The sequence below is a fragment of the Lentzea sp. genome (assembly GCF_035525475.1).
Classification (GTDB): Bacteria; Actinomycetota; Actinomycetes; order Mycobacteriales; family Pseudonocardiaceae; genus Lentzea.
The window spans coordinates 1-24,243 of the sequence record NZ_DATLEC010000180.1; the positions used below are offsets into that span (position 1 = coordinate 1).

Sequence of the window (24,243 nt, forward strand, 5' to 3'; positions counted from 1 at the left end):
CGCCGATCTACGGTTCGCTCATCTTCAACTGCGAACAGCTGGGCCCGGTGACCGACCCCGGCGAGTGCTACTACTTCGCCGGCAACACGTGACGAGCCTGAAGTGACAACGCCGGACCCGCCTGAAAACGGGTCCGGCGCACATTTCAGCCCAGCAACGAGATGTTCTGTCCCCGCCGTCAGGAGCGGTCGGCGGGAGTGAAGGCGGGGTAGTCCGTGTAGCCCTCGACGTGACCGCCGTAGTAGGTGGCGCGGTCGCTCTCGGCCAGCGGGTGCCCGTTGGCGAACCGTTCGACCAGGTCCGGGTTCGCGATGAAGGGAGCACCGAAGGAGACGGCGTCGACGATCCCGTGGTCCAGGACCTCGTTGGCCAGGGTCTGGGTGAAGCCGAGGTTGGCGATGATGTTGCCCCGGTAGTGGGCGCGGAAGCGGGCGAAGTGGCTGACGCGTTCCTCTGTCGTGCCGGGTGAGCCCACGAGGTGGACGTAGGCGAGGTCGTTGTCGTTGAGCCTGGTGAGCAGCAGGTCGTAGTCGGCGAGCGTTTCCTCGTCCCCGGTGAACGCGGTTCCGCTGGTCCAGTGTGGAGAGAGCTTCACCCCGACGTGATCGCTGCCCCACACGTCGCTCACGGCGTCCAGCAGGAACCGGGCCCGCTTCTCGCTGCTGCCGCCGTAGGCGTCGGTGCGCTGGTTGAGGCGGGGGTTGAGGAACTGGGGAATCAGGTGCGCGCCCTGGGCGTGGACCTCCAGGCCGTCGAAACCGGCGCGACGGGCGTTCTCGGCGGCCTGGCGGTAGGCGCTGATGGTGCCGGCGATCTCGGTGGCGGTGAACGCTCGCGGGGTCACGGTGTCCTTCGGTCCTTCAGGGGTGAAGGACTGCTCGCCGGGGTTGACCGCGGACGGGCCCGCGGGCAGGCGGCCGCCGAGGTGGTCGGGGTGGGAGATCGCGCCGAGGTGGCCGAGCTGGGAGATGATCCGCCCGCCCGCTCGGTGGACGGCGTCGGTCACCCTCCTCCAGCCGGTGGTCTGTTCCTCGCTGTAGATGCCGGGGACGTCGATGAAGCCGATCGCGTCGGTGTTGACCCAGGTTCCCTCGGTGATGATCACGCCGGCACCCGCGCGCTGCGCGTAGTAGGTGGCGTGCAGGTCGGTGGGGGCCAGGTCCGCGTTGTCGGCGCGGGCCCTGGTCATCGGGGCCATGATCACGCGGTTGGGCAGGTCGAGCGCGCCGAGGCGGACCGGCCTCAGCAGGGGCTGGTCGGTGGAGGTTCGCAGCTGGCTGGTCATGAGGATCTTCCTTGTCTGGAACGACGGTGGGCGGGAGCCCTGTTCAGTCCTGCTTGAGGACGTGGAGGGCCGAGAGCGGGCCGCCGAGCTGCATGAGGCGTCCGCCCTCGCGCAGTGGGCCGAGGTCTACGGGAGCGAACCCGAAACTCGTGGTCAGCTCGATGACGGTGGTCTTGGCATCGGCGTCGTCACCGGCCAGGAACAGCACCTGGCGTCCGGCGTCATGACGCGGATCGGCGGCGATGTACTGGCCGTAGAGGCTGTTGAACGCCTTCACCACGCGGGCACCCGGCAGCAGTGAGGCGACGTACTCGCTGCCGGTCAGCGGGCCGAGGTCGGCGATCTCGGCGTGCGGGGGCGGGGACGCGAACTGGTTGGTGGTGTCGATGACGACGCGCCCGTCGAACGGCGGGAGTCCGGCCACCGCGTCCGGCACCTGGGGCCAGCCCACCGCGAGCAGGACGAGCTCCGCCGAGGCCGCTTCCTCGCGCGTCCCGGCGGTGACGTGCGGTCCGAGTCGCTCGGCGAGGGCGGTCAACGAGGCGGGGCCGCGGCTGTTGCTCAGCACGACCTGATGGCCCTGACGCGCCGCGTGCCGGGCGATGGCCTGGGCGACGTTCCCTGCGCCGATGGAACCGATCTTCATGGTGATGTCCTTCGGGGTTCAGGAGGTTGGACTGGTGAGCAGGACGGTTCCGCTCTTGCCAGGGCGGCGGACGTGGTCGATGGCGTCCGCGAAGTCGGCGAGGTCGTAGGCGCCGGCGACCTCGAACAGTTCCGGGGAGGTCTCGGTCAGGCTGATGGCGAAGGCGACGTCCTCGGCCCGCTCCGCGGGTGTGCGGGTCAGCCATCGGCCCACCGACACGCCTCGCACCGTCAGTTCTCGCGGAACCAGCGCCAGCGACTCCAGCGGGGTGCTCCCGGAACCGAGGGCGCCGTAGGAGATCAGCGTGCCGCCGTCGGCCAGCAGCGCGGCCAGTTCGCCGGTGAGTGATCCACCGACCGCGTCGAGGACGACCCGTGCGCCTCGGCCGCCGACCGCGTCCCGAACCTGAGCGCGCCAGTCCGCGTCGCCGGTCGAGATCGCCGGCAGTCCGGGGAAGCGTCGCCGCAACTCCCGCGCTCCCGCGGCGCCGCGGACCAGGTTGACCAACGGGAAGCCGTGCCGCAGCGCGGCGGCGCTGACGAGCTTCCCGATCGACGAACCGGCGGCCGTCTGGAGGACCGGTCCCGCCTGGCCTTTCCGGGAGTCCTCGACCGCCCGCAGCAAGGTGAGCAACGTGATCGGGTTGACCAGCAGCACTGCCGCTGTCTCCGCGCTGATCCGCTCGGGCACGGGCACGACCAGTTCGGCGGGCACCGTGACGAGCTCGCTCCAGGCGCCCGGTACCGGGAAGAACGCCACGCGCTGACCGGACACCAGTCCCGGCACGCCCTCACCGACCGCCTCGACGACTCCCGTCCCCTCCAGACCAGGTACCTGCGGCGTGGCGAACTCCTGCTGCGGCACACCCGGAAAGCCCTCCACGCCGGCCAGGTCGCCCGGGTGGATCGGCCGGGCCAGTACCCGCACCAGCACCTGCCCGGCGGCGGGTGCCGCCGGTGCCGGCCGCTCCTCCAGGCGCAGTACCTGCGCGGCGTGTCCCTGCTGGTCGTAGCTGATGGTGCGCATGCGCCCTCCCCAGTTAATGATGACGGTCATCATCGTAAGACGCTGTTATGATGAGAGCCATCATTGAAATAGTCAAGAGCTGGGGAGCCGGCCATGCCGCGGATCACCAAGGAAGACAAAGTCCGCAACCGGCAGAACATCGTCGACGCCGCAGGCCGGATGTTCCGCTCCCAGGGCATCGACGCGGTCGGCATCGCGGAGCTCATGAAGGAAGCGGGCCTGACCCACGGCGGCTTCTACAACCACTTCGCGTCCAAGAACGACCTGGCCGTGGAGGTGTGCGGTACGTCGTTCGCCGCATCGCTCGGGGTCCTTGCGCAGGAGATCGAAGACGGTGACGGCGAGGCCGGCTCCCCGTTGGAGCGGGTCGTCGCCCGATATCTGTCCATCGCCCACCGGGACTCGGAGGACGGCGGCTGCCCCTCCAGCTCCCTGGTCACCGATGCCGGGCGGCAAAGCGAAACGGTGCAACGCGCGTACGCCGAGGGCGTCGAGGGGTACCTCGCCGGCTTCACCGCCGAGTTCCTGCGCGAAGCCGAGGCGAAGGGGCAGACGCCCGACCCGGACCAGGCCCGCCGCAGGGCCATGCGCCTGCTCGGCGAACTGGTCGGAACGATGATGCTCGCCCGCGCGGTGCGCCACGTCCAGCCATCGCTGTCCGACGAGATCCTGCAAGCCGGCCGCGACCACGCCCTCGACTGAAGTGACGTGACAGCGCCATCGCCGATGAGGCAGAGCTGTCACTCGGAGCCGAGGCGGAGGAAGCTCATCGGGACTTCGACCTGATCTGCAGTGCGAGCAGGAAGGATCTCCATGGGGATCTCACTCACCGCCACCGACGTTCTCCCCCGGGACGCGGCGGACGCCACACTTGTCGCGAGGGTCTTCGACCCGTCCGCAGGCGGTCCTTCGGTCGTGACGATCCGCGGCGAGGAGGTCGTCGACCTGTCTCGGCTGACACCGACCGTGTCGTCACTGCTCGAGCGGCCGGACGCGCTGGAGATCGTCAAGAACCACTCGGGCGGCACGTCGTGGTCGCTCACGGAGGTTCTGGCCGCTTCAACGAACCCGACCGGTGCTGTGCCCCGGTTCCTGGCACCGGTCGACCTGCAGGTGCTCAAGGCCGCCGGCGTGACGTTCGTCCGCAGCATGCTCGAGCGGGTCATCGAGGAGCGCGCCGACGGGGATCCCGCGCGGGCCGAGGAAGTTCGCGCGAAGGTGGGCGCGATCGTCCAGGGCCACATCTCCCACCTGAAGCCGGGGTCCGCGGAGGCCGCGGAGGTGAAGAGGGTTCTTCAGGCCGAGGGTCTGTGGTCGCAGTACCTGGAGGTCGGCATCGGCCCGGACCCCGAGATCTTCACCAAGGCCCCGGTGCTCTCGGCGGTGGGGCCGGGAGCCGACATCGGCGTTCTCGCCCGCTCGGCCTGGAACAACCCCGAGCCCGAACTGGTCCTGGTGGTGAACTCGCGCGGAAACCCGGTCGGCGCGACGCTCGGCAACGACGTCAACCTGCGCGACTTCGAGGGCCGCAGCGCTCTCCTGCTCACCGAGGCGAAGGACAACAACGCCTCCTGCGCCATCGGACCGTTCCTCCGGCTGTTCGACGACGGGTTCACCCTGGCGGACGCCAAAGCCACCGAGATCGCCTTGGACATCACCGGCCCCGACGGTTTCGAGCTGCACGGCGTGAACCCGGTCTCCGAGATCAGCCGGGAGCTCGAGGACCTCGTGTCCCACGCCTTCGGCGCCCACCACCGCTATCCCGACGGCTTCGCGCTGTTCACCGGCACGATGTTCGCTCCGACCGAGGACCGGGACCAGCCCGGCGAAGGGTTCACCCACAAGGTCGGGGACGTCGTCCGCATCTCCTCGCCCCGGTTGGGCGCGTTGACGAACGTCGTGAACACGGCCGAGGACGCGGAAGACTGGACGTTCGGCATCACCGCGCTGATGGAGAACCTCGCCGCCCGCGGTCTGCTGGGCTCACACAGCCCCAGGTGACGCCGGGCCGCTTGATCAACGGCTGAGGGACCACTCGTCCACGGGTGTGAGGGGCACCGGCGGTGGCCGCTCCACCGTGGTCGTCAGCTCGATCCGCCGCCCCTCCTCCGCCGCCCGGAGCACGGCGGTCATCGTCTCGAGCACGTGCAGCGCGAGCTCACCGCCGGCGCGCGGGGCCCGCTGCCCGCCGGCGGTGACGAGGTCGAGGAGGCCGATTCCCCGCCCTGCGCCCGTGTAGCCCGCGCTGGGGGGAAGGGTCTGCCATCCGGTGCCGCCGAGCGGGAAGAGGCGGGTCTCGCCGTCGAAGTGGTTCGGGTCCGGGACCGCGAGCGTGCCGGTCTCGCCGTGCACCTCGATCGGCGCGGCTGTGGTGGCCACCCCGTCGAAACTGGTCGTGATGGTGGAGAGCGCGCCGTTGGCGTGTTCGAACACGCCGGAGACGTGGCTGTCGACCTCGACCGGGATTCGGTGGCCCATCCGCGCGCCGGAGCCGATGACGCGCTCGGTGCGCAGGCGACTCGCTGCGCCGAGCACCGTGCGCACCGGGCCGAGCAGGTGGATCAGTGCGGTGATGTAGTACGGCCCCATGTCCAGCAACGGACCGCCGCCCGCGGTGTAGTAGAAGTCGGGGTTGGGGTGCCAGCGTTCGTGCCCCGGCGTGACCATCACGGCCGATGCGGAGAGCGGGCGTCCGATGAGCCCGCTGTCGATCGCCGCCCGCGCGGTCTGCGTCCCCGTGCCCAGAACGGTGTCCGGTGCGCACCCGACCAGGACACCGGCCGCGGCAGCACGGTCGATGATCTCTCGGCCGTCCGGGAAGGTGGCGGCGAGCGGTTTCTCGCCGAAGACGTTCTTGCCGGCGTCGATCGCGCGGAACGCGATCTCGGCATGGGCCGCGGGAACGGTCAGGTTGAGCACCGTGTCGACGTCCGTCCCGCCGAGCAGGCGCTCGACGCTGACCGCCTCGGTGCCCGGGAGCTCGGCTGCGACCGCGGCCGAGCGGGTGGCGTCGAGGTCGGCGACCGCGGTGACGCGCACCGCGGGGTGGTTGCCGAGCGTGTCCAGGTAGGCGCGGGAGATGAACCCGAGACCTACGATGCCGACGCGGTGCGGGTCGCCCACGACATCCCCCTCGTGATGATGGTGCGGACGCTGGGGTGCTCCAGCACGTCCAGGCTGTGCCCCGGCGTCGTCACCACGATCCTCCCGGCGCCCCACAGGCGGGTCCAGATCGCCGGGGAGGTGACCGGCCGGTGCCACGGGTGCCACGGCCGGACCGGGTGGGTCGTGGTGGCCAGTACGTCGACCAGGTCGTCGTGGAGCACCCAGTACTGCTCGGTGACCAGCTCGAAGTCCTCGACGCCCGCGGTGATCGGGTGCTCCCGGCCGAGCGCGGTGATGGTCACCGTGTGCGGCAGGAAGTTGTCCTCCTGGCCGCCCTGGCGCTCGCACGGCTCCTTGCCGGGGTGCGTGGCGAACTGGCCGCCCACCAGCTGCAGGTAGTCCGCCGACGCGCGGAACGAGTCCACGATGCCACCGTGCCAGCCGGTGAAACCGGTGCCGGCCTCGACCGCCGCCCGCAGCCCGGCCAACTCCTCGGTGGTGATCCGCGACATCGACACGCACTGCACGACCAGGTCGGTGGACGCCATCTCGGCGGCGTCGGCGTACACCTCGGTCGACTCCTCGACCCGCACGGAATAGCCGCCGTGCTCCAGGAAGGGGATGAACAACTCGGTGGCCTCCACCGGCTGGTGGCCTTCCCACCCACCGCGGACCACCAGCGCCTTCGGCCGTGCCACGCCCACCCCCTGGGAACCGCTTACCACGCATCGGTCTCGGAACATCTTGATCGGCACGCCAACTGCAGATTGCCGCGCACGTCACCGTCGGTCAAGTACGAGTTCGCAAGGTCCTACTGCCACCGTCCGTTTCTGAAGTGCTCGCGGCGAGTCGGGGTGAAGGGCGTTCCGCGTGGCCGTCCACCAGGACGGCGTGGTAGCGGAAGAGCGGGCGTGAAATCGGCTCGCGGTCGGCGAGAGACGTGAGCCTCGCCTCCGCTGTCGAACGCTTCGACGGTTCGGAAGACAGCGGTGGACGATCGACGGGACGTCCGCAATCCTTGCTGTGGGAACCGTTCTGTCCGATGCGGGTGACAGCAGTGATCGCGGCGACCGGCTGCGCCGGCGCGACTGATCTAGTGATTGGACATCTCATGACAGTGATCACGGCACCTGACCGTCATCACCCGGGACCGTCACGGAAGACCCGGTCGTCGCGTCGACCGCTGATCGCTGTTGCGGTGGCCGTGCTCACCGCGTCGCTGAACCTGGTCGTCACCACACCCCCGGCCGATGCCGCCACGAGCCAGTTCCGCGGCATGAACTGGGCCGTGCTGGGCGACAACTTCAGCACCACCGCGCTCGTCGTGCAGGGCCTGAGCAAGTCCGACAGCAACGCGACCGTGCGGGCCAAGGCCAACGCCCTCTACGACGACATGGCCTCCACCCTGGGGGTCAACACCGTCCGGTTGCCCGTCAACACCCACACCGTGGCCGACACGACCTGGTGGAACGCCTACCGGGGCGCCATCGACGCCGCCACCGAACGCGGGTTCAAGGTCGTCCTCGCCTACTGGGAGGACGGCGCCGCATCCAACGGCAGGATCACGAACATGGCCGCGTGGAACACTATGTGGTCCAGCGTGACCAACACCTACGGCTCGAACGGCAACGTCTACTTCGAGCCGATGAACGAGCCGGTCGGCTACAGCTCGGCGGAATGGCGCGACGTCGCCGCGAACTGGCTCAGCTACCACACCTCCGCGGTGCCTTCGCGGGTGCTCATCGGCGGCATCGGCTTCAGCCAGGACCTGCGGGACGTCTGCAACGACAGCCGCTTCAACTCGACGCTGTTCTCCTTCCACCACTACGCCTTCTTCTACGGCGCGATGACGTACGACCAGTTCCGCAGCCACATCCAGACGCGGCTGGGCAACTGCGCCTCCCGCGCGGTCGCCACCGAGTTCGGCGCGCCGATGTCCACCGGTCTCGACTACGGCGACGCGAACAGCAGCAACAACTTCGTCCGCCACATCCGCGCCATGGCCCAGGTCATGCGCGACAACAGGATGGGTGGCACCTACTGGCCGGCCATCGGCGGCAAGCCGGGGAACATCGGCTACGACCACTACTCGATGTACTCCCTGAGCGGCAGCGGCACCGACCTCACCCTGACTCTCCGCAACACTTCCGGCGCCGACCGGCTCCGGTACGCCTGGGGCGACGGCACGAACCCGCCCGTGGAGACGTTCTACCGGATCACCGCGCGCCACAGCGGCAAGGCCATGGACGTCCAGCAGCCGAACACCGACAACAGCGCGCGCGTCGGCCAGTACACCTACAACGGCAACGCCTGGCAGCAATGGCAGTTCCAGGACGCCGGCAGCGGCTACTGGCGCATCATCAGCAGGCACAGCGGCAAATGCCTCGACGTCACGAGCGCATCCACCAGCGACGGCGCCGAACTCGTCCAGTACACCTGCGGCAGCGGCACCAACCAGCAGTTCCAGATGGTCGTCAACGGCAGCTACTTCCAGCTCCGGGCACGACACAGCAACAAGTGCGTCGACGTGCCGGCCGCTTCCACTGTGGACGGTGCGATCCTCAAGCAGTACACGTGCAACACCGGCACGAACCAGCAGTGGTCACGCACGCCCGTCTAACGGTCGTGCCCGCGCTCGCCGGCACGAAGGACCACGACCCCGTCCTGGTTCAGCGGCTCAGTCGTCGAACTGCAGCCCGCTCAGCCGGAGGAAACCACGCGGTGTGCGTGGGGCGGCGCTGGTCAGGTCGAGCCGGAGCCGGGACGTGGTCACCGGAGCGAAAGTGATCGACGTGGGCTCGTCGGACCTGTCGGCCCAGGTGATCCGGATGTCCTGAACCGGGACGAAAGCTCTGCCGTCCCACCGGCTCACCGTGATCGCCGAGGGGCGGGAATGGGCGCTGTCGGTGGTGAAGAAGGCGCGAACGGTGGAGCAGCGCCGCTCGTCGTGCCAGTCGACCGACACCCAGGCCGTCTCGTGGGCCGAGCTGATCTCGGGCAGCAGCGCGGTGGCCTCCTGCCGGAAGTAGGTCGACCAGCCGGTGGCGGGATCGCCGTCCAGCATCGTCGAGGGGACGGCGGTCGCCGTTCCGGAGAAGCTCGCGTCCGCGTGGGGACCAGCCTGCGCCGCCGCGAGCAGTGGCGAGATCGGTTCGGGGTGATTAGCTGCGTCGTGACAAGTACGGCCTGCGGCGACCACGGTTGCCGTGCCGGTGCGCAGGCCGTCCGAAATCGCACGGATGCGGATCCGCCCGGAGCGGCCGGTGGCACGCACGATCGCGAGCGCGAGCCCGTTGAACGCGGTGCGCGCGGTGGACTGGTAGTTCTCGCTGCTCTCCTGCCTGCCGTTGTCCAGTCCGGCGAGCCGGCCGCCATCGACTTCGAACCGGATGAGGTGACAAGCGTCGGGCACGGTCACGCCCCGTGCGTCGACCACTCGGGCGCTGACGAAGCACAGTGACCGGCCGTCGGCGTCGATCCGGCTCCGGTCGGCGTCGAGCAGGACGGCGACGGGCGCACCGGCGGTGCGCACCGAGTCGCGGGCGACCTCGGTGGCACCGCGGCGGGCGATCGCGACCAGCTCACCGGGCTGGAACGGCACCGTCCAGCTCAGGTGCAGGTGACCCGCGCTGCCGTTGGGGCTGGTGTAGCTGCCGGGGAACGGTCCGCCGACGACGGTCCGGTCGTCACCGGTCGGTTCGGTCGTCTCCAGGTAGGACTCGCCGTGGACCGTGGTCTTGCGGTCGAACCGGCGTGTGCCGAGAGACCTGCCGTCGAGCATCAGCTCGACCGTGTCGACGTTGCTGTAAGCCCGGACGGTGACCGGAGCGCCCGGCCGGTGTGTCGTCCAGTCGACAGGCAGCAGGTGCACCACGGGCTCGGTGGTCCACTGGGAGCGGAACAGGTGGTAGAGGTCCTTGGGGAAGCCCGCCGTGTCGACGGCCCCGAAGAACGACGACTTCACCGGGAAGTCGTCCCAGAACGGGGTCGGCTCGCCGAGGTAGTCGATCCCGGTCCACAGGAACTGACCGGCGAAGAACCGCCGGTCGCGATCCTTCTTCAGCGCGTACTCGCCGCTCATGGTCCACGACGCCAGGTTGTTGTCGTAGGACGACATGCCGCGGCGGCCCGGTGTGAAGTCCTGACCCGTGTTCAGCAGGTCCGGGCGGTCGTAGACGCCGCGGGTCATCGTCGACGAGGCCGACTCCGACTCGTAGAAGAACTTGTCCGGGTACTTCGCGTGCAGCGCGTCGACCGCGCCGGCGGTGTTGTAGTTGAGCCCCATGCCGTCGAGGAGCCGCAGGATGCGGTCGTTGGGTGAACCGTCCGCCGGCACCGTCCGATACCGGTCGGAGCCCATCGTGACCGGCCGGGTCGTGTCCACCGACCGCACGTGCGCGATGAGCTGCTCGGTGATCCGCACACCCGCCTCGGTGCCCATGTCCGACACCTCGTTGCCGATCGACCACAGCACGACCGCCGGCGAGTTCTTCGCCGCGTGCACCATTTCCTTGATGTCGGACTCGCTGAACTGGTCGAAGAACCGGCCGTAGTCGTACTTGTTCTTCGGCGAGCGCCAGCAGTCGAACGCCTCGACGATCATCATGATGCCGAGTTCCTCGCAGAGTTCGACCACCTCGGGCGCGGGAGGGTTGTGCGAGGTGCGCAGCGCGTTGACGCCCATGGACAGCATCAGCCGCAACTGCCGTTCGGCGGCATCGCGGTGAAATGCCGCTCCCAGGGCGCCCAGGTCGTGGTGCAGGTTGACGCCGCGCAGCTTGACGCGCTCACCGTTGAGCGAGAAGCCGTCGGCCGGGTGGAAGGAGAACCAGCGCAGGCCGGACCGGGTGGTGGTCGTGTCGACGGTCCGCCCGCCGACCTCCAGCCGGGTCTCCACGGAGTACAGGTACGGGTCGCTCGTCGACCACAACCGCGGGTCGGGCACCCGCAGCTCCAGCGTCGTGGTGAGTGGTGCGCCGTCCAGAGCGGCCGGGGCGCTGCGAGTGGCGACCCGCCGCCCCCGCGCGTCCCTGATCGTCACGACGACACGGGCCTGCTCGGCTCGTGCCTCGCTGACGGCGGTGACCGCCACGCGCACGGTGGCCACGCCACCGCGTCCTTCACGGTGCAACTCGGGCGTGGTCACGAAAACCCCGTGCCGCACGACGTGAACCGGGTCGGTCACCACCAGCCGCACCGAGCGGTGGATGCCGCTGCCCGAGTACCAGCGGCTGCTCGGCACCTGGTTGCGGGCTCTCACAGAGATCACGTTCGGCGTCTTGCCGTCGGTGTGCACCATCCCCGTGAGGTCCACGGCGAAACCGGTGTAGCCGTAAGGGTGATGAGCGACCTCACGACCGCCGAAGTAGACCCGCGCGTCCATGTAGACGCCGTCGAACTCGACAGCTACCTGTTTGCCCGTCACCGAACTCGGCAACGTGAAGGTCTTGCGGTACCAGCCCGTCCCACCGGGCAGGAACCCGCTGCCCGCCGTCGTGTGCGGACCGGCGACAGGATCCAGGCCGATGCTCCAGTCGTGCGGCACCGTGACATCACGCCACATCCGGTCGTTCACAGCGGGCTCCGCCGCCTCCGCACCGTCGGTGTTGACCAGTGCGAAACGCCACCCACCGGTGAAGTCCTCACTGCGCGGGATCCTCGCCTTTTCCCGGTCCGGCGCGGAGAGCGCGACTCCCGGCGACGCCACACCGCCGACGACGACAACACCGGCCGCGCTGATGACTGCTCGCCGTGAGACCGGCATGGACTCCTCCTGATGTGCTGTCCCGAAGACCTCACTCAGACAATCGTCAACCGGGTCGCAGGACAACCCCGCCGGCGACTTTGTTTTTCACTGCGAACGGTTCGCGATTTCGAACAGACACGCCGTCGGCCGCATCGACACGAGTTTCAGCGGGTGCCTGTCCTCGAGCACGAACTGCGTTTCATCGCGGCGGCGGACGCGAACCAAGCGTCGATTTCTCGAATCGATCGAGTCGAATTTTCGTCGAATCGGCTGGCGCCGAGGTCGCCTGCCCGTCGAGGCGGGTGGCAACCGGCCCGTCCACCGCGGTGGACGGACTGTTCGGTCAGCAACGCCGGCTCCAGGCGCCGGCGTGGTTCGTCGAGGTCGAGACCGACGCCGATGAACACGAGTTCCTGGCGGCCCTGCGGGGAGTCCAGCAGCTCTCCCGGTTCCAGCGTGAGGTTCGGGCCTGCCTGCGACCACAAGGCGAGCACGTCCGGACGCGTGGCGATGTGGCAGAAACCCTTGCTGCGCAACACGCCTTCCCAGTCGGCCAGCGCCGCCATCAGCCGTGCGGGGTGAAACGGCCGCGACGCGCGGAACGCGACCGAGCCACGGTGCGCTGTTCCCCCGACGCACCCGAGGATCCGCGCGCGGCGCTGCTGGCGTACGACCGGTGGCCGACGTGGATGTGGGCCAACGAGGAGGTTGCCGACTTCACCCGCTGGCTGCGCGCTCACAACTCCACGTGCTGCACGCGAACGCACCCGACCGGGCTCTGATGGTCTTCCCCCGCACCGAACGTCCCGACCTGCTCCGCCGAACTCCCCCACCGCGCCATCGGCGTCGTCTACGACCCCGGACAGGACCGCGTGCGCAACTACCTGCCCACCAGGCTCGGCGGTCGCTACGACGCCTTCCTCTGGTTCAACGAGATCCGCGCCCTGCATCCGCTGCACATCCGGCAGATCGACACGCTGGAACCGGAGACCTTTCCCAGCGGCGCTTGAGAACGGGCAACGTTTTTCGCTCAACAACGACCACCGTGCAACTGCGGGAGGTATGCGTTACGTCCTGTCGGTGACCGATGAACGCGTTCCGGGGAGTGAGCGCACATGGCTCGGACACTGATGATCAGGAATCTCGCGGCTCTCGCATTGCCCCTCGTTCTCGGGACGGCGTGTGCGGCAGCTGGAAACCAGACGGTGGGGCCGGCGCAGTCCGCGGCTCCGGGAGGTGACGTGGTGGAGCAGGCATCGGTTCCCGCTTGCGGAGACCGGATCGACGCGCTGGCCGGCCGGATCGAGGGCCTGTCCGTGACCGGCGAGTTCCCGCCGCGGGCCGACAGGAACGGTGACGGGACGTTCGCCGGCACGGTGACCGTCACCAGCACCGGGGCCGAGATCTCTGGCGTGACGACCCCGGAAGCGGACGTGTACGTCGCGAGGGCCGGGGAGGTCGTGGCCACACCTCCGCCCAAGGACCTGGTAGGCCAGATGGTCGACCTTCGTGCTGGCGTCAGCCAGGTGTTCACCGCTCGGGGGACCATCCAGCAGTGCGCGGCCGGCGGGGTGCTACCGGCCGGGGGCTACGAGGTGTTCGCCGTGGTCGTGGTCAACCGCGCTCACGCACCCGCGGTCGTCGTCGCCGGGGGGCCGTGGCCGCTCGAAGTGAGCTGAGCCGTCCGCGGTCGCGGTCAGGGGAGGATCGCTCCCTGGCCGCGACCGCTGGTCAACGGGTTCGGGGCAGGGCTCAGGTCACGATCGACACGCCGAACCTGGCCTGGACGCGGCTCCACATCTCGGCGTACCGGGTGGTGCCGCCGGAGGCGATGTGGTGTCCCCGGATGTGCTTGTCGTTCCCGCTCACGCTGAGGGCGTAGAACGGTGCGCCCGAGTCGCCGCCCTGCGGCAGGGTTCCGCCGCTGTAGACGACAACCGGCGACTTGCACCCGCTGGAGGTGCACACCGTGCCGGTGATGCTGCTGACGGTGTGACCGCAGTGCTCGCCGGTGGTCCGGCCGCTGTGGCAGTAGTCGGCGAAGCCGACGATCGGGTTGGCCGCCGAGGCCACGTGGTGGCCGGTGGTGCTGTCGACGCCGCCGACGTAGATGGACGCGCCGTAGGACTGCCCGCCGAGGAGCACCATGTCCTCGCCCGGCAGGCCGTTGCCGCTCGCGGTGCCGACGACGCGGCCGCCGAGCTCGGTGACGGCGGTCGCGCCGTTGGCGAAGCAGTGGCCGGCGGTGACCATGAACCGGGTGCCGGCCGAGTTCTGCACGGTGTAGCCGGCCGAGCAGTGGCTGTTCGGGGCAGCGAACGTGATGCCGGCGCCACCCCAGAAGCCGGGCACGTCGTCCCGGCGGCCGGCGTCGTCGGTGACGGTCTGCTCGCGGACCTCGACCAGGTCGGCGTTCGTGCCCACCAGGGAGGCCACCACGTCGGACGGCGCATCCGTCTCGATGACGACCTTGCCGCTGAGCGCGTCGGCGTAGGCACCGAACGTGTACTTGGTTCCCTGGCTTTGGACGTGCTGAACGATCCGCGACTGGATCGTGGCCGATGCCTGGCTGATCGCCGGGCTCACCGCCGAGGCGGCCTTGCCGGCGGCCAGGTCGGCCGCGACCGGGCGCTGGTCGCCCAGCTTTCCCGGGGTGTCGGGCAAGCTGGCGCCCTGGGCCGGGCCGGCGGCGAGTGCCACGGCGGTCGCCGCGATGACGAACAGGGTTGGAATCTTTCTCAGACGCACGCGTTTTCCCTTCATGGATGGGGAAGTTCGTGAGTGGGAAGCGCTTTCCGGGCCTCCAGAAGGCAGGTACCGCGTGGCGACTGCCAGATACGGAAATGTCGTTGTGCATCTCAGGAAGCGATCGTGGATGTTCGCCGGTTGGTTACTTGCCATGAAGGCGCCGAATTCGAAGGGGCCATTCGCGCAGGCGTCGGGCCGCCCTTGAGGGCAAGAATGATGAATTGGTCGACGAGGTCGTATCTGCACGGCCCGAGGAGAACTCGTACCACGGAACAGTTGCACGACGTGCCCAACGTCTGTCCGCTGCTTCTGTGCAACCAGGTCCGCGCCGAGGTTCCGACGAACCTCCCGCAGGTAGCGTCAGCTCACCGGTCCGACCATCCTGGGAGTGCGTTTGAAGAACTGGAAGATCGCGGCGGCGGTGGCCATGGCGTCGGCGGTCGTCGCCGGAACGGGCCTGCCGGGGCAGGCGAGCGAGTTCGGGTCGCTGGGCATCGGGACGCAGGTGACCCCGAGGGTGGACACCGGCATGTACGCGGCTCCCGGCCTCAGCACACCCCGCGTCGGCACCGCGTGGGCCGGGGACAACGTGGCCGCGGTCTGCCGGCAGCGGGACAGCAACGGCCAGGACATGGTGCTCGGCATCGACCGCGTCGGGCACACCGGCGTGCAGTGGTCGAACACCGTCGGCTACATCTGGGAGGCCGACCTCGTCGGAGTTCCGACGAGCTTGCTCACCTGCACGGCTTACGGAACGTACAGCACCTTGCGCGACACCGGCCTGTACACCGCTCCCGGCCTCAGCACACCACGGGCGGGCACGGTCTGGGGCGGGGAGAGGTTGTACGGGATCTGCCAGATCCCTGACAGCAACGGCCGGCGCATGGTGCTGGGTGTCGCCGTGTCCGGACGTGCGGGCGTCCAGGTGGCCAACACGGTGGGCTACGTCTGGAACCCCGACATCGCTCAGTCGACCGACGCCTTGAGAGACTGCGGCGCCAGTTGATTCGCAGCGCGTTCACCTCTTCGCTCGACAACATGCCTGGGGGACGCATGAGGAGTGGGAAGATCATCGCCGCGGTGGCGCTGCTGGCGGCGACGCTCGTGGGCGTGGGCGCGCCGGCGCGCGCTGAGGCAGCACCCACCGGGACAGCACCCACCGAGACAGGGGCGCTGGGAGCCGGCCGGACCGTCAGGCCGAAGCTGGACACCGGCATGTTCTCGGCTCCCGGTCTCAGCACGCCTCGCGTCGGAACGGCGCGGGTGGGGGACGACGTGGCCGCCATCTGCCTGGCGTACGACAACAACGGCGCGCCGATGGCGCTGGCGATCGACCTCACCGGCCGCACCGGCGCGCAGTGGGCCGACACCGCCGGCTACATCTGGCCACCCGACTACTGGCAGGGCATGACCGATCTGCTGCCCTGCGGCGCGTGGCCCCGCATGATCACGTTCCGGGACACCGGCCTGTACTCCGGACCGGGCACGAGCACGCCGCGCGTCGGCACGGCGTGGTTCAACGAACCGGTCGCCGGGATCTGCAAGATCATCGACAGCCGGGGCTCGCGGATGGTGCTGGGCATCGCGCTCACCGGCCGCAACGGCGTGCAGTGGTCCTACACCGCCGGCTACATCTGGAACCTCGACATCAACGCGAACACCAGCGGCCTGGCCGACTGCGTCTGACCCGGCGGTGTGCTCACGGCTCGATCCCTGCCGGCCACCGTTGTCATCGGCCGTCGGCAGGGACGCCAGGTGGTTGTGCACTCGACGGATTCGTCGAAGTCGCACGGCTGCCAGGCGGGCTTCCGCTCGCAGAAGGGCCGCAGCTCCGCGGCGACGACAGGGGTGAGCACCTCGGCCGCGACGAGGACTGCCGCGGCGAGAGCGGCGGTCCTCAGGCCGACCTCGAGGGTTCGTGATCCGGTCATGGGGTCGACCGTGCCGCGCGCGCGTCCCGGCGGCACCGGGTCGTGTCGCTGTTGTGTCGCAGTGCCGTGATGGAGCACTTGCAGGGTCAGGAAGTGCCCGGGATGGCGTGTTCGTAGGCGTAGATCACCAGGTGCACGCGAGTGCGCAGGCCGAGCTTGGCGAGCACACGCGCCACGTGCGTCTTGACGGTGCCTTCACCGACGGTCAGGGCACGGGCGATCTCGGCGTTGCTGAGCCCGCGTGCCACGTGCCTCAGCACCTCCAGTTCGCGCGGGGTGAGCAGGTTCAGCCCGGCCGGTGCGGGCCGGGGCGCGATCTGCGCGAACCGGCGGATGGCGCGGCGGGTGACCTGCGGGTCGATCAGCCCCTGCCCCCTCGACGCCGCACGGACCGCCTCGACGAGCAGCGCCGGTTCGCTGTCCTTGAGCACGAAGCCCGCCGCGCCCGCCTGGAGCGCGCCGAACAGGTACTCGTCGACGTCGAACGTCGTCAGTGCGACCACGGCGGGAGCGGGGTTGACCGATTCGGCGATCCGGCGGATGGCCGCCAAGCCGTCCATCCGCGGCATCCGCAGGTCGAGCACCACCACGTCCACGCCCAGCCACCGGGCCTTTTCGACGGCTTCGGCGCCGTCCACGGCCTCGTCGACCACCTCGATGTCCGGTTCGGCGTCGAGGACCAGGCGCAGTGCCCACCGCGCGGGCTCCTGGTCGTCGGCGACCAGTGTGCGGATCATCGCTCCTCCCCCAGCGGGAGCCGGGCTTCGACGAGCCAGCCACTGGGCAGATTCGGCTCGATCCGCAGGGTTCCGCCGAGCAGCCGGGTCCGTTCCCGGATGCCGCGCAGCCCGGTGCCGTCGGCCGTCGGGCCGGGCGTGGTGGAACCGTTGTCCGCCACGGTGATCACGACGGCGTCCTGCGCGTGGTGGAGGCGCAGGTCCACTTCGGTCGCGTCGGAGTGGCGCAGCGCGTTGGTGAGCGCCTCCTGGGCCAGCCGGTAACCGGCGTGGTCGACCAGTGGCGGCAGGTCGCCCGGCGCCGGGCCGTCCCTGGTGAGGGTCACGGTGCGGTTCGGGCCGGTCACGTGGTGCACGAGGGCGTCCAGGTCGCTGAGTGTGGTGCCGTGCGTGGGCAGTGCGGCCAGAACGTCGCGGACCTCGGTGAGCGCGGTGGCCGACACCTCGGCGATCGTGGCCAGCGCCCGGTCGGCGACCGGCGGCAGGGAGCGGGCGACGTGCCGGACGGCGTTGGCCTGCATCCGGATCACGGTGAGGTGGTGGCCGACCGCGTCGTGCACCTCGCGGGCGATGCGGGCGTGCTCCTCGGCGATCACGCTGCGGGTCTCTTCCCGGTAGAGGCGTTCAGCGTGGTCAGCACGGTCGCGGTGCATGCGCAGGGCGTAGCCGACGGCGACCGGCGCGATGCCGAGGAGGAGCAGGTCCGTCCAGGTCGCGGCCGTCGGTGAGCGAACTCCGGCCACGGACAGGACGAGGAACCACCCCACTGCCAGCACGAGCACCGCCGGCCGGGGGCGGTGGTACGCGGCGGAACCGAACGCGGCCATGGCCACCAGGCGCCCGGACCAGTCCGGCACGGCGACGACGAACACGATCGCGGCGGACGCGGACGCCGTGATCAGAGGAAAACGACGGCGCAGCAGCAAAGGAACCGCCACCGCGACCGACGCGACGACCACGACGAGCGGACTCGCGGAGCGGTGTTCGGCCAGCCCGAGCACCGACACGACGACCGCGGCCGCACCGGCGACCACCGCGTCGCCTCCGGTGGTGCCGCGAAGCCGCTCCGGGAACGACCACCACGAGCGCGGTCCCGCCGGGCGGCCGGTGGAACCGGACACCCGGTGGTCACCCATTCCCCAGTTGTACACGGCCAGGTCAGACCGGTGTGCCGCACCGCGCGTCCGGCGCGGGCAGCTCCCCTGCCAGCAGGTAGCGGTGCACGTGGTCGCGGACGCACGCGTTGCCGTTGAGGTAGAGCCCGTGGTTGCCCTCCACGGGCAGGTAGGCGCCTCCCAGCTGAGCGGCGACGCGGCGGCCGTGCTCGGCGGGGGTCAACGGATCGTGCTCGCCGTTCGCCACCAGCACGTCCGGCATCGCGGACAACGCGGCCGGCGGGTTGAGCCCTTCCCCCGGCACACCCGAGCAGTGCCCGGAGACCCGCCACGGGGCCGCCGCCCACCCCAGCCGGGGCGCGACCGTCCGCAGCCGGTCCTCCACCCGCTTCACGGCCGGGAAGTCGTCGGGGAAGGGGAAGTCCGAGCAGAACGCCGTCCGCGCGAGACCGACGTCGGACGGACCGGGCCGCGGTGTGATCACCGTCGTGTCGCCGGCCTCCACCTGCGCGAGTCCGGTGGCCAGCGCGGGCCAGCCCCTGTCGTTGCCGATCCGGGCCGCGGCCCACCCGAGGAACGCGGACACGTCCACGCCGGGCATGGACAGCACGCGGTCCCACACGGCGATCACGTCCTTGCCGTGCAGTGCGCAACCGGCGTCGGCCGCGCACCAGCGCGCCATCCGGTGGAGGTTGTTCTCCGCCGCGACGGCACCGGCCCGAGCCCACTCGGCCGGGTCGCGCCGCGTGTGGTCCAGCACGCTGTCCAGGTACATCCGCCCGACCCGGTGGCCGAACAGCTCCGCGTACATCTGCCCGTACACCGTGCCGTACGAGTTGCCGAAGTAGTTGAGCCGACGCTCACCCAGCGCACGCCGGATGGCGTCCATGTCGTGCGCGACCTGGCGAGCGTTGAGCCGCCCCCGGTACGCGCCCATCGTCTCCGCGCAGTCCGCCGCGAACCGGCCGTTGGCGGCGGCGTACTCGCGATGGGCGGGCTCGGTCACCGGCGAGGACAACGGACCGGGATTCGGGCTCGGGCAGGCGACGCCCATGCCGCGCGGGTCGAACACCACGACGTCGAACCGCGCCGCGAGGTCCGCGAACTGCTCGCGGTAGCCAGGAAACGCGAAGTTGGGGATGGACGACCCCGGGCCACCGGGGTTGAGCAGGAGAACACCGGCCTTGCGCTCCCGAGCCGGGATCTTCAGCAACGGCACGGCGATCCGGGTGCCGCCGGCCGGGCGGGTCCAGTCGGCGGGAACCAGGACTTCGCCGCACCGCAGCCCGTCGTGGCACTCCCGCCACGTCAGGCCCTCGGCAGCGGTGGCGGGCCCCGCGCCTCCCGCGAGCAGACCGACCGCGGCCAAGAGCATCATCAGCGCTTTCACGCCTCGATTCGATCACCCGGATCACGCTGATGCGTCTGCCTTTCGACAGACATCCCGCTCACCGCGACGGCCGAAATGCGCCACCGGCCGCGCGGCGGAACCTCGTCGCGAGGCGGTCGAACGCCACCGCGAGCTCGTCCCCGTCGATCACCTCGATGTCGACGTCGAGCTGCGCCATCCACAGCGCGAGCCGGTCGGGGTCGTCGGAAGCCACCTCGACACGGCACGTGGACTCGTCGACCGCCTCGATGCCGACCGGGATGTGGATCTTCGCGGCGAGCTTGGCGGCGGGAGCGTGCACGAGCAGCCGGGCGCGGTACCTCCCGGTCCCCTTGCTGACGCGTCCGACGACGTACTCGACGACGCTGTCGTCCGGGATCAGTCGCGGCCGGAACCGCGCACCCGTCGGTGCGTGCGGGACCATGCGGTCGGCACGGAAGACCCGCCAGTCGTCACGGTCGAGATCCCACGCGAGCAGGTACCAGAGCGTTCCCCAGCTCACCAGCCGTTGCGGTTCCGCATGGCGCGCCTCTTCGTCGGCCCCGGGCTTCGTGTATCCGAACCGGAGCCGCTCGTGGCCGCGAATCGCGGCAGCGACCGCGCCGAGAACCGAGGGATCGAGCGGCGGCCCAGCTCCTGGGACAACGCTCATCGCCTCGCGCACCGCCTCCACGCGCCGGCGCAGACGCGAGGGCAGCACCTGCTCCAGCTTCGCGAGCGCGGTGAGCGAGGTCTCCTCGACCCCGAGCCGCTGGGTCGCGACCGCACCCAGCCCGACCGCGACGGCGACGGCCTCGTCGTCGTCGAGCAGCAGCGGGGGCATGGCGGTCCCGGCGGCCAGCCGGTACCCGCCCGCGACGCCGGGGCGCGCGTCGACGGGATACCCGAGCGACCGCAGCTTGCCGATGTCGGTGCGCACGGTCCTCGTGCTCACAGCGAGCCGGCCGGCGAGCTCGGTGCTCGTCCAGTCGCGCTTCAGCTGGAGCAACGACAGCAGTTCGAGCAGACGAGCCGAGGTCTCCAGCACGTTCTCGATCATTCCAGCGATCGCGGAAGCAATCCTGCCGCATTGCCTGACAACGTCGAGGTCATGGAGAACACCGCACTCACGCCGTTCCGCGTCGACATCCCGCAGGCAGACCTCGACGACCTTCGCGACCGGCTGGCACACACGCGCTGGCCGTTCCCCGTGCCGGGCCGGGACGATCGCACCGACTTCAGCCGCGGCATCCCGCCGGTGTACCTGAAGGAGCTCACCGAGTACTGGCACGACGGATTCGACTGGCGTGCGCAGGAGAAGAAGCTCAACGAGCACGACCAGTTCACGACGGTCGTCGACGGCCAGACGTTCCACGTCGTCCACGCCCGGTCGGCGAACCCGGGGGCCACCCCGCTGGTCCTCAACCACGGCTGGCCGGGATCGTTCGTCGAGTACCAGCGACTCGTCCCGCTGCTGACCGACGAGTTCCACGTGGTCATCCCGTCCCTGCCCGGCTTCGGGTTCTCCACCCCGCTGTCGGGGACGGGCTGGGAGCTGGCGCGGACGACGGATGCCTACGCCGAGATCATGACGCGTCTCGGCTACGAGAGGTTCGCGGCCCACGGCACCGACATCGGTTCGGGCACCACCGCCCGCCTCGCGGCCCTCTACCCGGAGCGCGTGATCGGCACGCACATCGGCAGCGATCCCCGGTTGCTCGGGTTCCTCGGCGACAAGTTCCCGTTCCCGGAAGGCCTGTCCGATGACGAGATCGCCCACGTCGAGGCGGTGCGCGCCGAGGACGCGGCCGATCACGGGTATCTCCTGATGCAGGACCACCGTCCCGACACGATCGGCGCGGCGCTCACCGACTCGCCGGTCGGTCAACTGGCGTGGATCACCGAGAAGTTCAAGACCAGGGGCGACCACCGGACGCCGGACGAGTCGGTCGACCGCGACCAGCTCCTCGCGAACGTCAGCCTGTACTGGTTCACCCGCAGCGGCGCGTCGAGCGCGCAGTTCTACTACGAGTCCGAGCACTCCGGACTCGACCTGGTCATGGCCTCCGGCGTGCCGACAGGATGGGCAGTGTTCGACACCCACCCGCTCGTGCGCCGCGCGATGGACCCCGGGAACGCGATCGGCCACTGGAGCGAGTTCGCCGAGGGCGGTCACTTCCCCGCGATGGAGGAGCCGGAGCTGCTCGCGGACGACATCCGCGCCTTCTTCCGCGGCATCTCCCGCATGCGGCCCGAAGAGATCAGCAGGTGACCTTGACGGTCGCGGTCGCCTGGAACGACACGTGCACGTGGTCCATGTGGTTGGCCGTGGGACTCCCCCGGTCCTCCATAGGCGACCAGCCGCTGCCGTCGTTGTAGCGCTGGCGCCAGATCACGTAGGTGACGCCGAGCGCCCGGCGGTTGGCGAGCACGTGCTCGGCCAGGGCGTTGCCGGTGGCGGTGTCGACCATGAAGTCCAGCGCCAGGCCGAGAGGGTGCTCGCCGGAGCCGCCCCGGCCGGTGGCGCCACCGATGTCGTCGACGCCGAACTTGGCCGCGAGGTGGTGACCCACCTGCGCCACGTGCGGTTTCACGCCGTCCAGGGTGGTCGGACAGGGCGGCGCGGGAGGCGGTGCGGGGGGCGTGGTGGTCGTGGGTGCAGTCGTGGTCACCGGAGGCGCCGTGGTGGTCACCGGAGGTTGCGAGGACGGCGGCGCGGTGGTCGACGACGTGACAGGCGCCGACTCCTGGCTCACGGGGATCGACGAGGCGGCCAGGTTGGCGGCCGCTCCGGTCGGATCCACCGGCTGGTCGGAATCGCGGACGACCCAGAAGGTCGCGACGAGGCCCGCGCTGAGGGTGGCGGCGACTGCGATGGGCAGTTTCCGGCTGGCTGTCTGCTGCGTTCTATGTCGGCCCGACATTCGGGAGCACCTTGCGTTGGGGACGGGGGTCGCGCAGCGGGCCACGTTACGGAATGGACACGGGAACGTCACAGGCGGGTGTTGATGCTCACATCCCCGCTGGTGAGCACGCTGCTACGCACAGTCGCAGCCCCGTCGGTCGCGGACGGTCGCATGGCACTGTCCGCCGAGGTCACCGGTCCCGGCGGCAGCCCGGAGCGCCCGGCTCAGAGGCCGAGGCGCTGCTGCTCGGCCCGCACCACCTGCTGCTCCACCGACACCGCCGAGTCCAGCGCGCTCGCGTGCGAGTGCTTCGTGTCGCTTTCGCGCGCGTAGTGGTCGAACAGCAGGGTCTTGTGGTCGCGGATCTCCTGCACCCGCGCGTCCACGCTGTCCTTGACCAGCAACCGGTGCACGTGGACCTTGCGGACCTGGCCCATCCGGTGGCAACGGGCGATCGCCTGGTCCTCTGTGCTCGGCTTCCACTGCGGCTCGGCGATGATCACCACGGACGCGGCCTGGATGTTGAGGCCCACGCCGCCCGCCTCGATCTGGGCCACCAGCACCGCGTGGTCCTCGCACGCCGTGAACGCGTCCACCAGTTGCTGACGGCCCTGCGCCGATGTCGCGCCGGTCAGGGGTCCGAAGACCTCGACGTGGTCCGCTACCGCGTCCAGCACGTCGTGGAAGTACGAGAACACCACGACCTTCCAGCCGTTGTCCCTCGACTCCTCGATGATCTCCAGCAACCGCTCCAGCTTCGCCGAGCCGTCGGGAGTGCCCGGCGCGTAGGCGGCGCGGCGCATGGCCATCAGGTTCCCCTCGCGCACCGCGTCGAGGTACGCGCCCCGGTCCTGGTCTCCGAACTCGACCCAGTCCTCCACCTCCAGCAGCTCCGGCAACTCCCCCAGCACGTCCTCCTGGTTGCGCCGCAGGTACACCGGTGCGACGACGCGGCGGAAGGCCTTCGCTCCTACCACGGCGTCGATGGTGCCCGTGCGGGAAGCCACGCCCGGCTGGAGATAGGCGACCAGGTTGCGGAACTCCTCGACGCGGTTCTCCATCGGCGTGCCGGTGAGGAGCACTGCCCGTTCCGCGCGCTGCACGATCGTGTTGACCGCCTGGGAGCGCTGCGTGTCCGGGTTCTTCACGTAGTGCGCCTCGTCGACCACGACCAGCGCCGGGCGGAACTTCTCCGGCAGCACCAGTTTCGGCAACGTGCCGAACGTCGTCACGCCGACGCCGCCCTGCGCCAGCCACTCGCCGACCGCGTCGTCGCGGCCCGCGCCGTGCATCCGGTGCGGCACGAGGTCGCTGTGCCTGGCGATCTCGTTGACCCAGTTGACGACGACGCTCGCCGGGCAGACCACCAGGAACCCGCGGCGCCCACCGGCGGCGAGGTCGGCCATGACCGCGATGGCCTCGATCGTCTTACCCAGTCCCATCTCGTCGCCGATGATGACGCGTTTGCGGGCGAGCGCGAACTTGGCCCCGAACACCTGGTAGCCGCGCAGCGACACCTTCAGCAGGCTGGTGTCCAGTGTGGTCGCGTCGACCTCGTGCTCGATGTCGGCAGGGACGAAACCGTTGGCGGCACTGCGATCCGGTACCGCGTCCGCACCGGCGAGGTCG

At 70.0% G+C, this 24,243-nt stretch carries 23 protein-coding genes and 1 pseudogene; 9 read left to right on the forward strand and 15 right to left on the reverse strand.

Annotated elements, in window-relative coordinates; genetic code table 11:
* Positions 1-178: 178 nt before the first annotated feature.
* The 3 genes from VM306_RS28780 to VM306_RS28790 are packed head-to-tail and all read right to left on the reverse strand — an operon-like array spanning position 179 to position 2,957.
* Complete coding sequence (locus VM306_RS28780; protein ID WP_325520708.1) at positions 179-1,285, reverse strand: alkene reductase; 1,107 nt, start codon at positions 1,283-1,285, stop codon at positions 179-181.
* A gap of 43 nt (positions 1,286-1,328) precedes the next feature.
* Positions 1,329-1,931, reverse strand: a complete 603-nt coding sequence (locus VM306_RS28785; protein ID WP_325520710.1) for an NADPH-dependent F420 reductase — start codon at positions 1,929-1,931, stop codon at positions 1,329-1,331.
* Positions 1,932-1,949: 18 nt separating this feature from the next.
* Positions 1,950-2,957 (reverse strand): alcohol dehydrogenase catalytic domain-containing protein, encoded by a 1,008-nt coding sequence (locus tag VM306_RS28790; protein ID WP_325520712.1) that lies wholly within the window; start codon positions 2,955-2,957, stop codon positions 1,950-1,952.
* 93 nt (positions 2,958-3,050) lie between these two features.
* Here VM306_RS28790 and VM306_RS28795 point away from each other — a divergent pair, with 93 nt between their 5' ends.
* Together VM306_RS28795 and VM306_RS28800 are read left to right on the forward strand one after the other, a co-directional pair.
* Entirely contained in the window at positions 3,051-3,659 is a 609-nt protein-coding gene (locus VM306_RS28795; protein WP_325520714.1) for a TetR/AcrR family transcriptional regulator, read from the forward strand.
* A gap of 111 nt (positions 3,660-3,770) precedes the next feature.
* Entirely contained in the window at positions 3,771-4,958 is a 1,188-nt protein-coding gene (locus tag VM306_RS28800; RefSeq protein WP_325520716.1) for a fumarylacetoacetate hydrolase family protein, read from the forward strand.
* A 15-nt stretch (positions 4,959-4,973) separates the two neighbouring features.
* On the opposite strand, the gene VM306_RS28805 is transcribed toward VM306_RS28800, so the two are convergent.
* Both VM306_RS28805 and VM306_RS28810 read right to left on the reverse strand, forming a co-directional pair.
* A complete protein-coding gene (locus VM306_RS28805) occupies positions 4,974-6,080 on the reverse strand; it encodes a Gfo/Idh/MocA family oxidoreductase (RefSeq protein WP_325520718.1) in 1,107 nt (368 codons plus the stop codon).
* Positions 6,050-6,760, reverse strand: coding sequence for a ThuA domain-containing protein (locus VM306_RS28810; protein WP_325520720.1), 711 nt, complete (start codon positions 6,758-6,760; stop codon positions 6,050-6,052). Before VM306_RS28810 ends, VM306_RS28805 begins: the two co-directional genes overlap by 31 nt.
* 500 nt (positions 6,761-7,260) lie before the next feature.
* Between VM306_RS28810 and VM306_RS28815 the strand changes: the two genes are divergently transcribed.
* Positions 7,261-8,682 carry an RICIN domain-containing protein gene (locus VM306_RS28815; protein ID WP_325520722.1) on the forward strand — a complete coding sequence of 474 codons (1,422 nt, stop codon included), beginning with the start codon at positions 7,261-7,263 and terminating at the stop codon, positions 8,680-8,682.
* Between the two features lie 57 nt (positions 8,683-8,739).
* Here VM306_RS28815 and VM306_RS28820 read toward each other — a convergent pair whose 3' ends face one another.
* Positions 8,740-11,826, reverse strand: a complete 3,087-nt coding sequence (locus tag VM306_RS28820; RefSeq protein WP_325520724.1) for a glycoside hydrolase family 2 TIM barrel-domain containing protein — start codon at positions 11,824-11,826, stop codon at positions 8,740-8,742.
* Positions 11,827-11,972: 146 nt separating this feature from the next.
* Entirely contained in the window at positions 11,973-12,455 is a 483-nt protein-coding gene (locus VM306_RS28825) for a GTP-binding protein (protein ID WP_325520751.1), read from the reverse strand.
* Between VM306_RS28825 and VM306_RS28830 the strand changes: the two genes are divergently transcribed.
* From VM306_RS28830 to VM306_RS28840, 3 genes and pseudogenes are all read left to right on the forward strand, one after another.
* Positions 12,426-12,590: an erythromycin esterase family protein gene (locus VM306_RS28830; RefSeq protein ID WP_325520726.1), complete on the forward strand. Its 165-nt coding sequence runs from the start codon at positions 12,426-12,428 to the stop codon at positions 12,588-12,590. The genes VM306_RS28825 and VM306_RS28830 overlap by 30 nt on opposite strands.
* 45 nt (positions 12,591-12,635) lie before the next feature.
* Positions 12,636-12,818, forward strand: a pseudogene (locus VM306_RS28835) (erythromycin esterase family protein); the annotation flags it as partial.
* A 234-nt stretch (positions 12,819-13,052) separates the two neighbouring features.
* On the forward strand, positions 13,053-13,487 hold the full coding sequence (locus VM306_RS28840; RefSeq protein WP_325520728.1) for a hypothetical protein: 435 nt from the start codon (positions 13,053-13,055) through the stop codon (positions 13,485-13,487).
* Between the two features lie 73 nt (positions 13,488-13,560).
* Here VM306_RS28840 and VM306_RS28845 read toward each other — a convergent pair whose 3' ends face one another.
* On the reverse strand, positions 13,561-14,556 hold the full coding sequence (locus tag VM306_RS28845) for a hypothetical protein (RefSeq protein WP_325520730.1): 996 nt from the start codon (positions 14,554-14,556) through the stop codon (positions 13,561-13,563).
* Between the two features lie 388 nt (positions 14,557-14,944).
* On the opposite strand from VM306_RS28845, the gene VM306_RS28850 reads away from it, so the two are divergent.
* Together VM306_RS28850 and VM306_RS28855 are read left to right on the forward strand one after the other, a co-directional pair.
* Positions 14,945-15,562, forward strand: coding sequence for a hypothetical protein (locus tag VM306_RS28850; protein WP_325520732.1), 618 nt, complete (start codon positions 14,945-14,947; stop codon positions 15,560-15,562).
* Between the two features lie 47 nt (positions 15,563-15,609).
* On the forward strand, positions 15,610-16,242 hold the full coding sequence (locus VM306_RS28855; RefSeq protein WP_325520734.1) for a hypothetical protein: 633 nt from the start codon (positions 15,610-15,612) through the stop codon (positions 16,240-16,242).
* On the opposite strand, the gene VM306_RS28860 is transcribed toward VM306_RS28855, so the two are convergent.
* From VM306_RS28860 to VM306_RS28880, 5 genes are all read right to left on the reverse strand, one after another.
* Positions 16,185-16,487 (reverse strand): hypothetical protein, encoded by a 303-nt coding sequence (locus VM306_RS28860; protein ID WP_325520736.1) that lies wholly within the window; start codon positions 16,485-16,487, stop codon positions 16,185-16,187. The two genes, VM306_RS28855 and VM306_RS28860, sit on opposite strands and share 58 nt — an antisense overlap.
* Before the next feature lie 86 nt (positions 16,488-16,573).
* Positions 16,574-17,224, reverse strand: a complete 651-nt coding sequence (locus tag VM306_RS28865) for a response regulator transcription factor (RefSeq protein WP_325520738.1) — start codon at positions 17,222-17,224, stop codon at positions 16,574-16,576.
* On the reverse strand, positions 17,221-18,360 hold the full coding sequence (locus VM306_RS28870) for a sensor histidine kinase (protein WP_325520740.1): 1,140 nt from the start codon (positions 18,358-18,360) through the stop codon (positions 17,221-17,223). The genes VM306_RS28865 and VM306_RS28870 overlap by 4 nt, the downstream gene beginning before the upstream one ends.
* 22 nt (positions 18,361-18,382) lie before the next feature.
* Complete coding sequence (locus VM306_RS28875) at positions 18,383-19,729, reverse strand: alpha/beta fold hydrolase (protein ID WP_325520742.1); 1,347 nt, start codon at positions 19,727-19,729, stop codon at positions 18,383-18,385.
* A 58-nt stretch (positions 19,730-19,787) separates the two neighbouring features.
* A complete protein-coding gene (locus VM306_RS28880; RefSeq protein ID WP_414672463.1) occupies positions 19,788-20,756 on the reverse strand; it encodes a helix-turn-helix transcriptional regulator in 969 nt (322 codons plus the stop codon).
* Positions 20,757-20,819: 63 nt separating this feature from the next.
* Between VM306_RS28880 and VM306_RS28885 the strand changes: the two genes are divergently transcribed.
* Complete coding sequence (locus VM306_RS28885) at positions 20,820-21,980, forward strand: epoxide hydrolase family protein (RefSeq protein WP_325520746.1); 1,161 nt, start codon at positions 20,820-20,822, stop codon at positions 21,978-21,980.
* Here VM306_RS28885 and VM306_RS28890 read toward each other — a convergent pair.
* Together VM306_RS28890 and VM306_RS28895 are read right to left on the reverse strand one after the other, a co-directional pair.
* Entirely contained in the window at positions 21,970-22,632 is a 663-nt protein-coding gene (locus VM306_RS28890; RefSeq protein WP_325520748.1) for a hypothetical protein, read from the reverse strand. The genes VM306_RS28885 and VM306_RS28890 overlap by 11 nt on opposite strands.
* A gap of 206 nt (positions 22,633-22,838) precedes the next feature.
* A partial coding sequence (locus VM306_RS28895) for a DEAD/DEAH box helicase (protein ID WP_325520749.1) occupies positions 22,839-24,243 on the reverse strand: 1,405 nt, incomplete at its 5' end.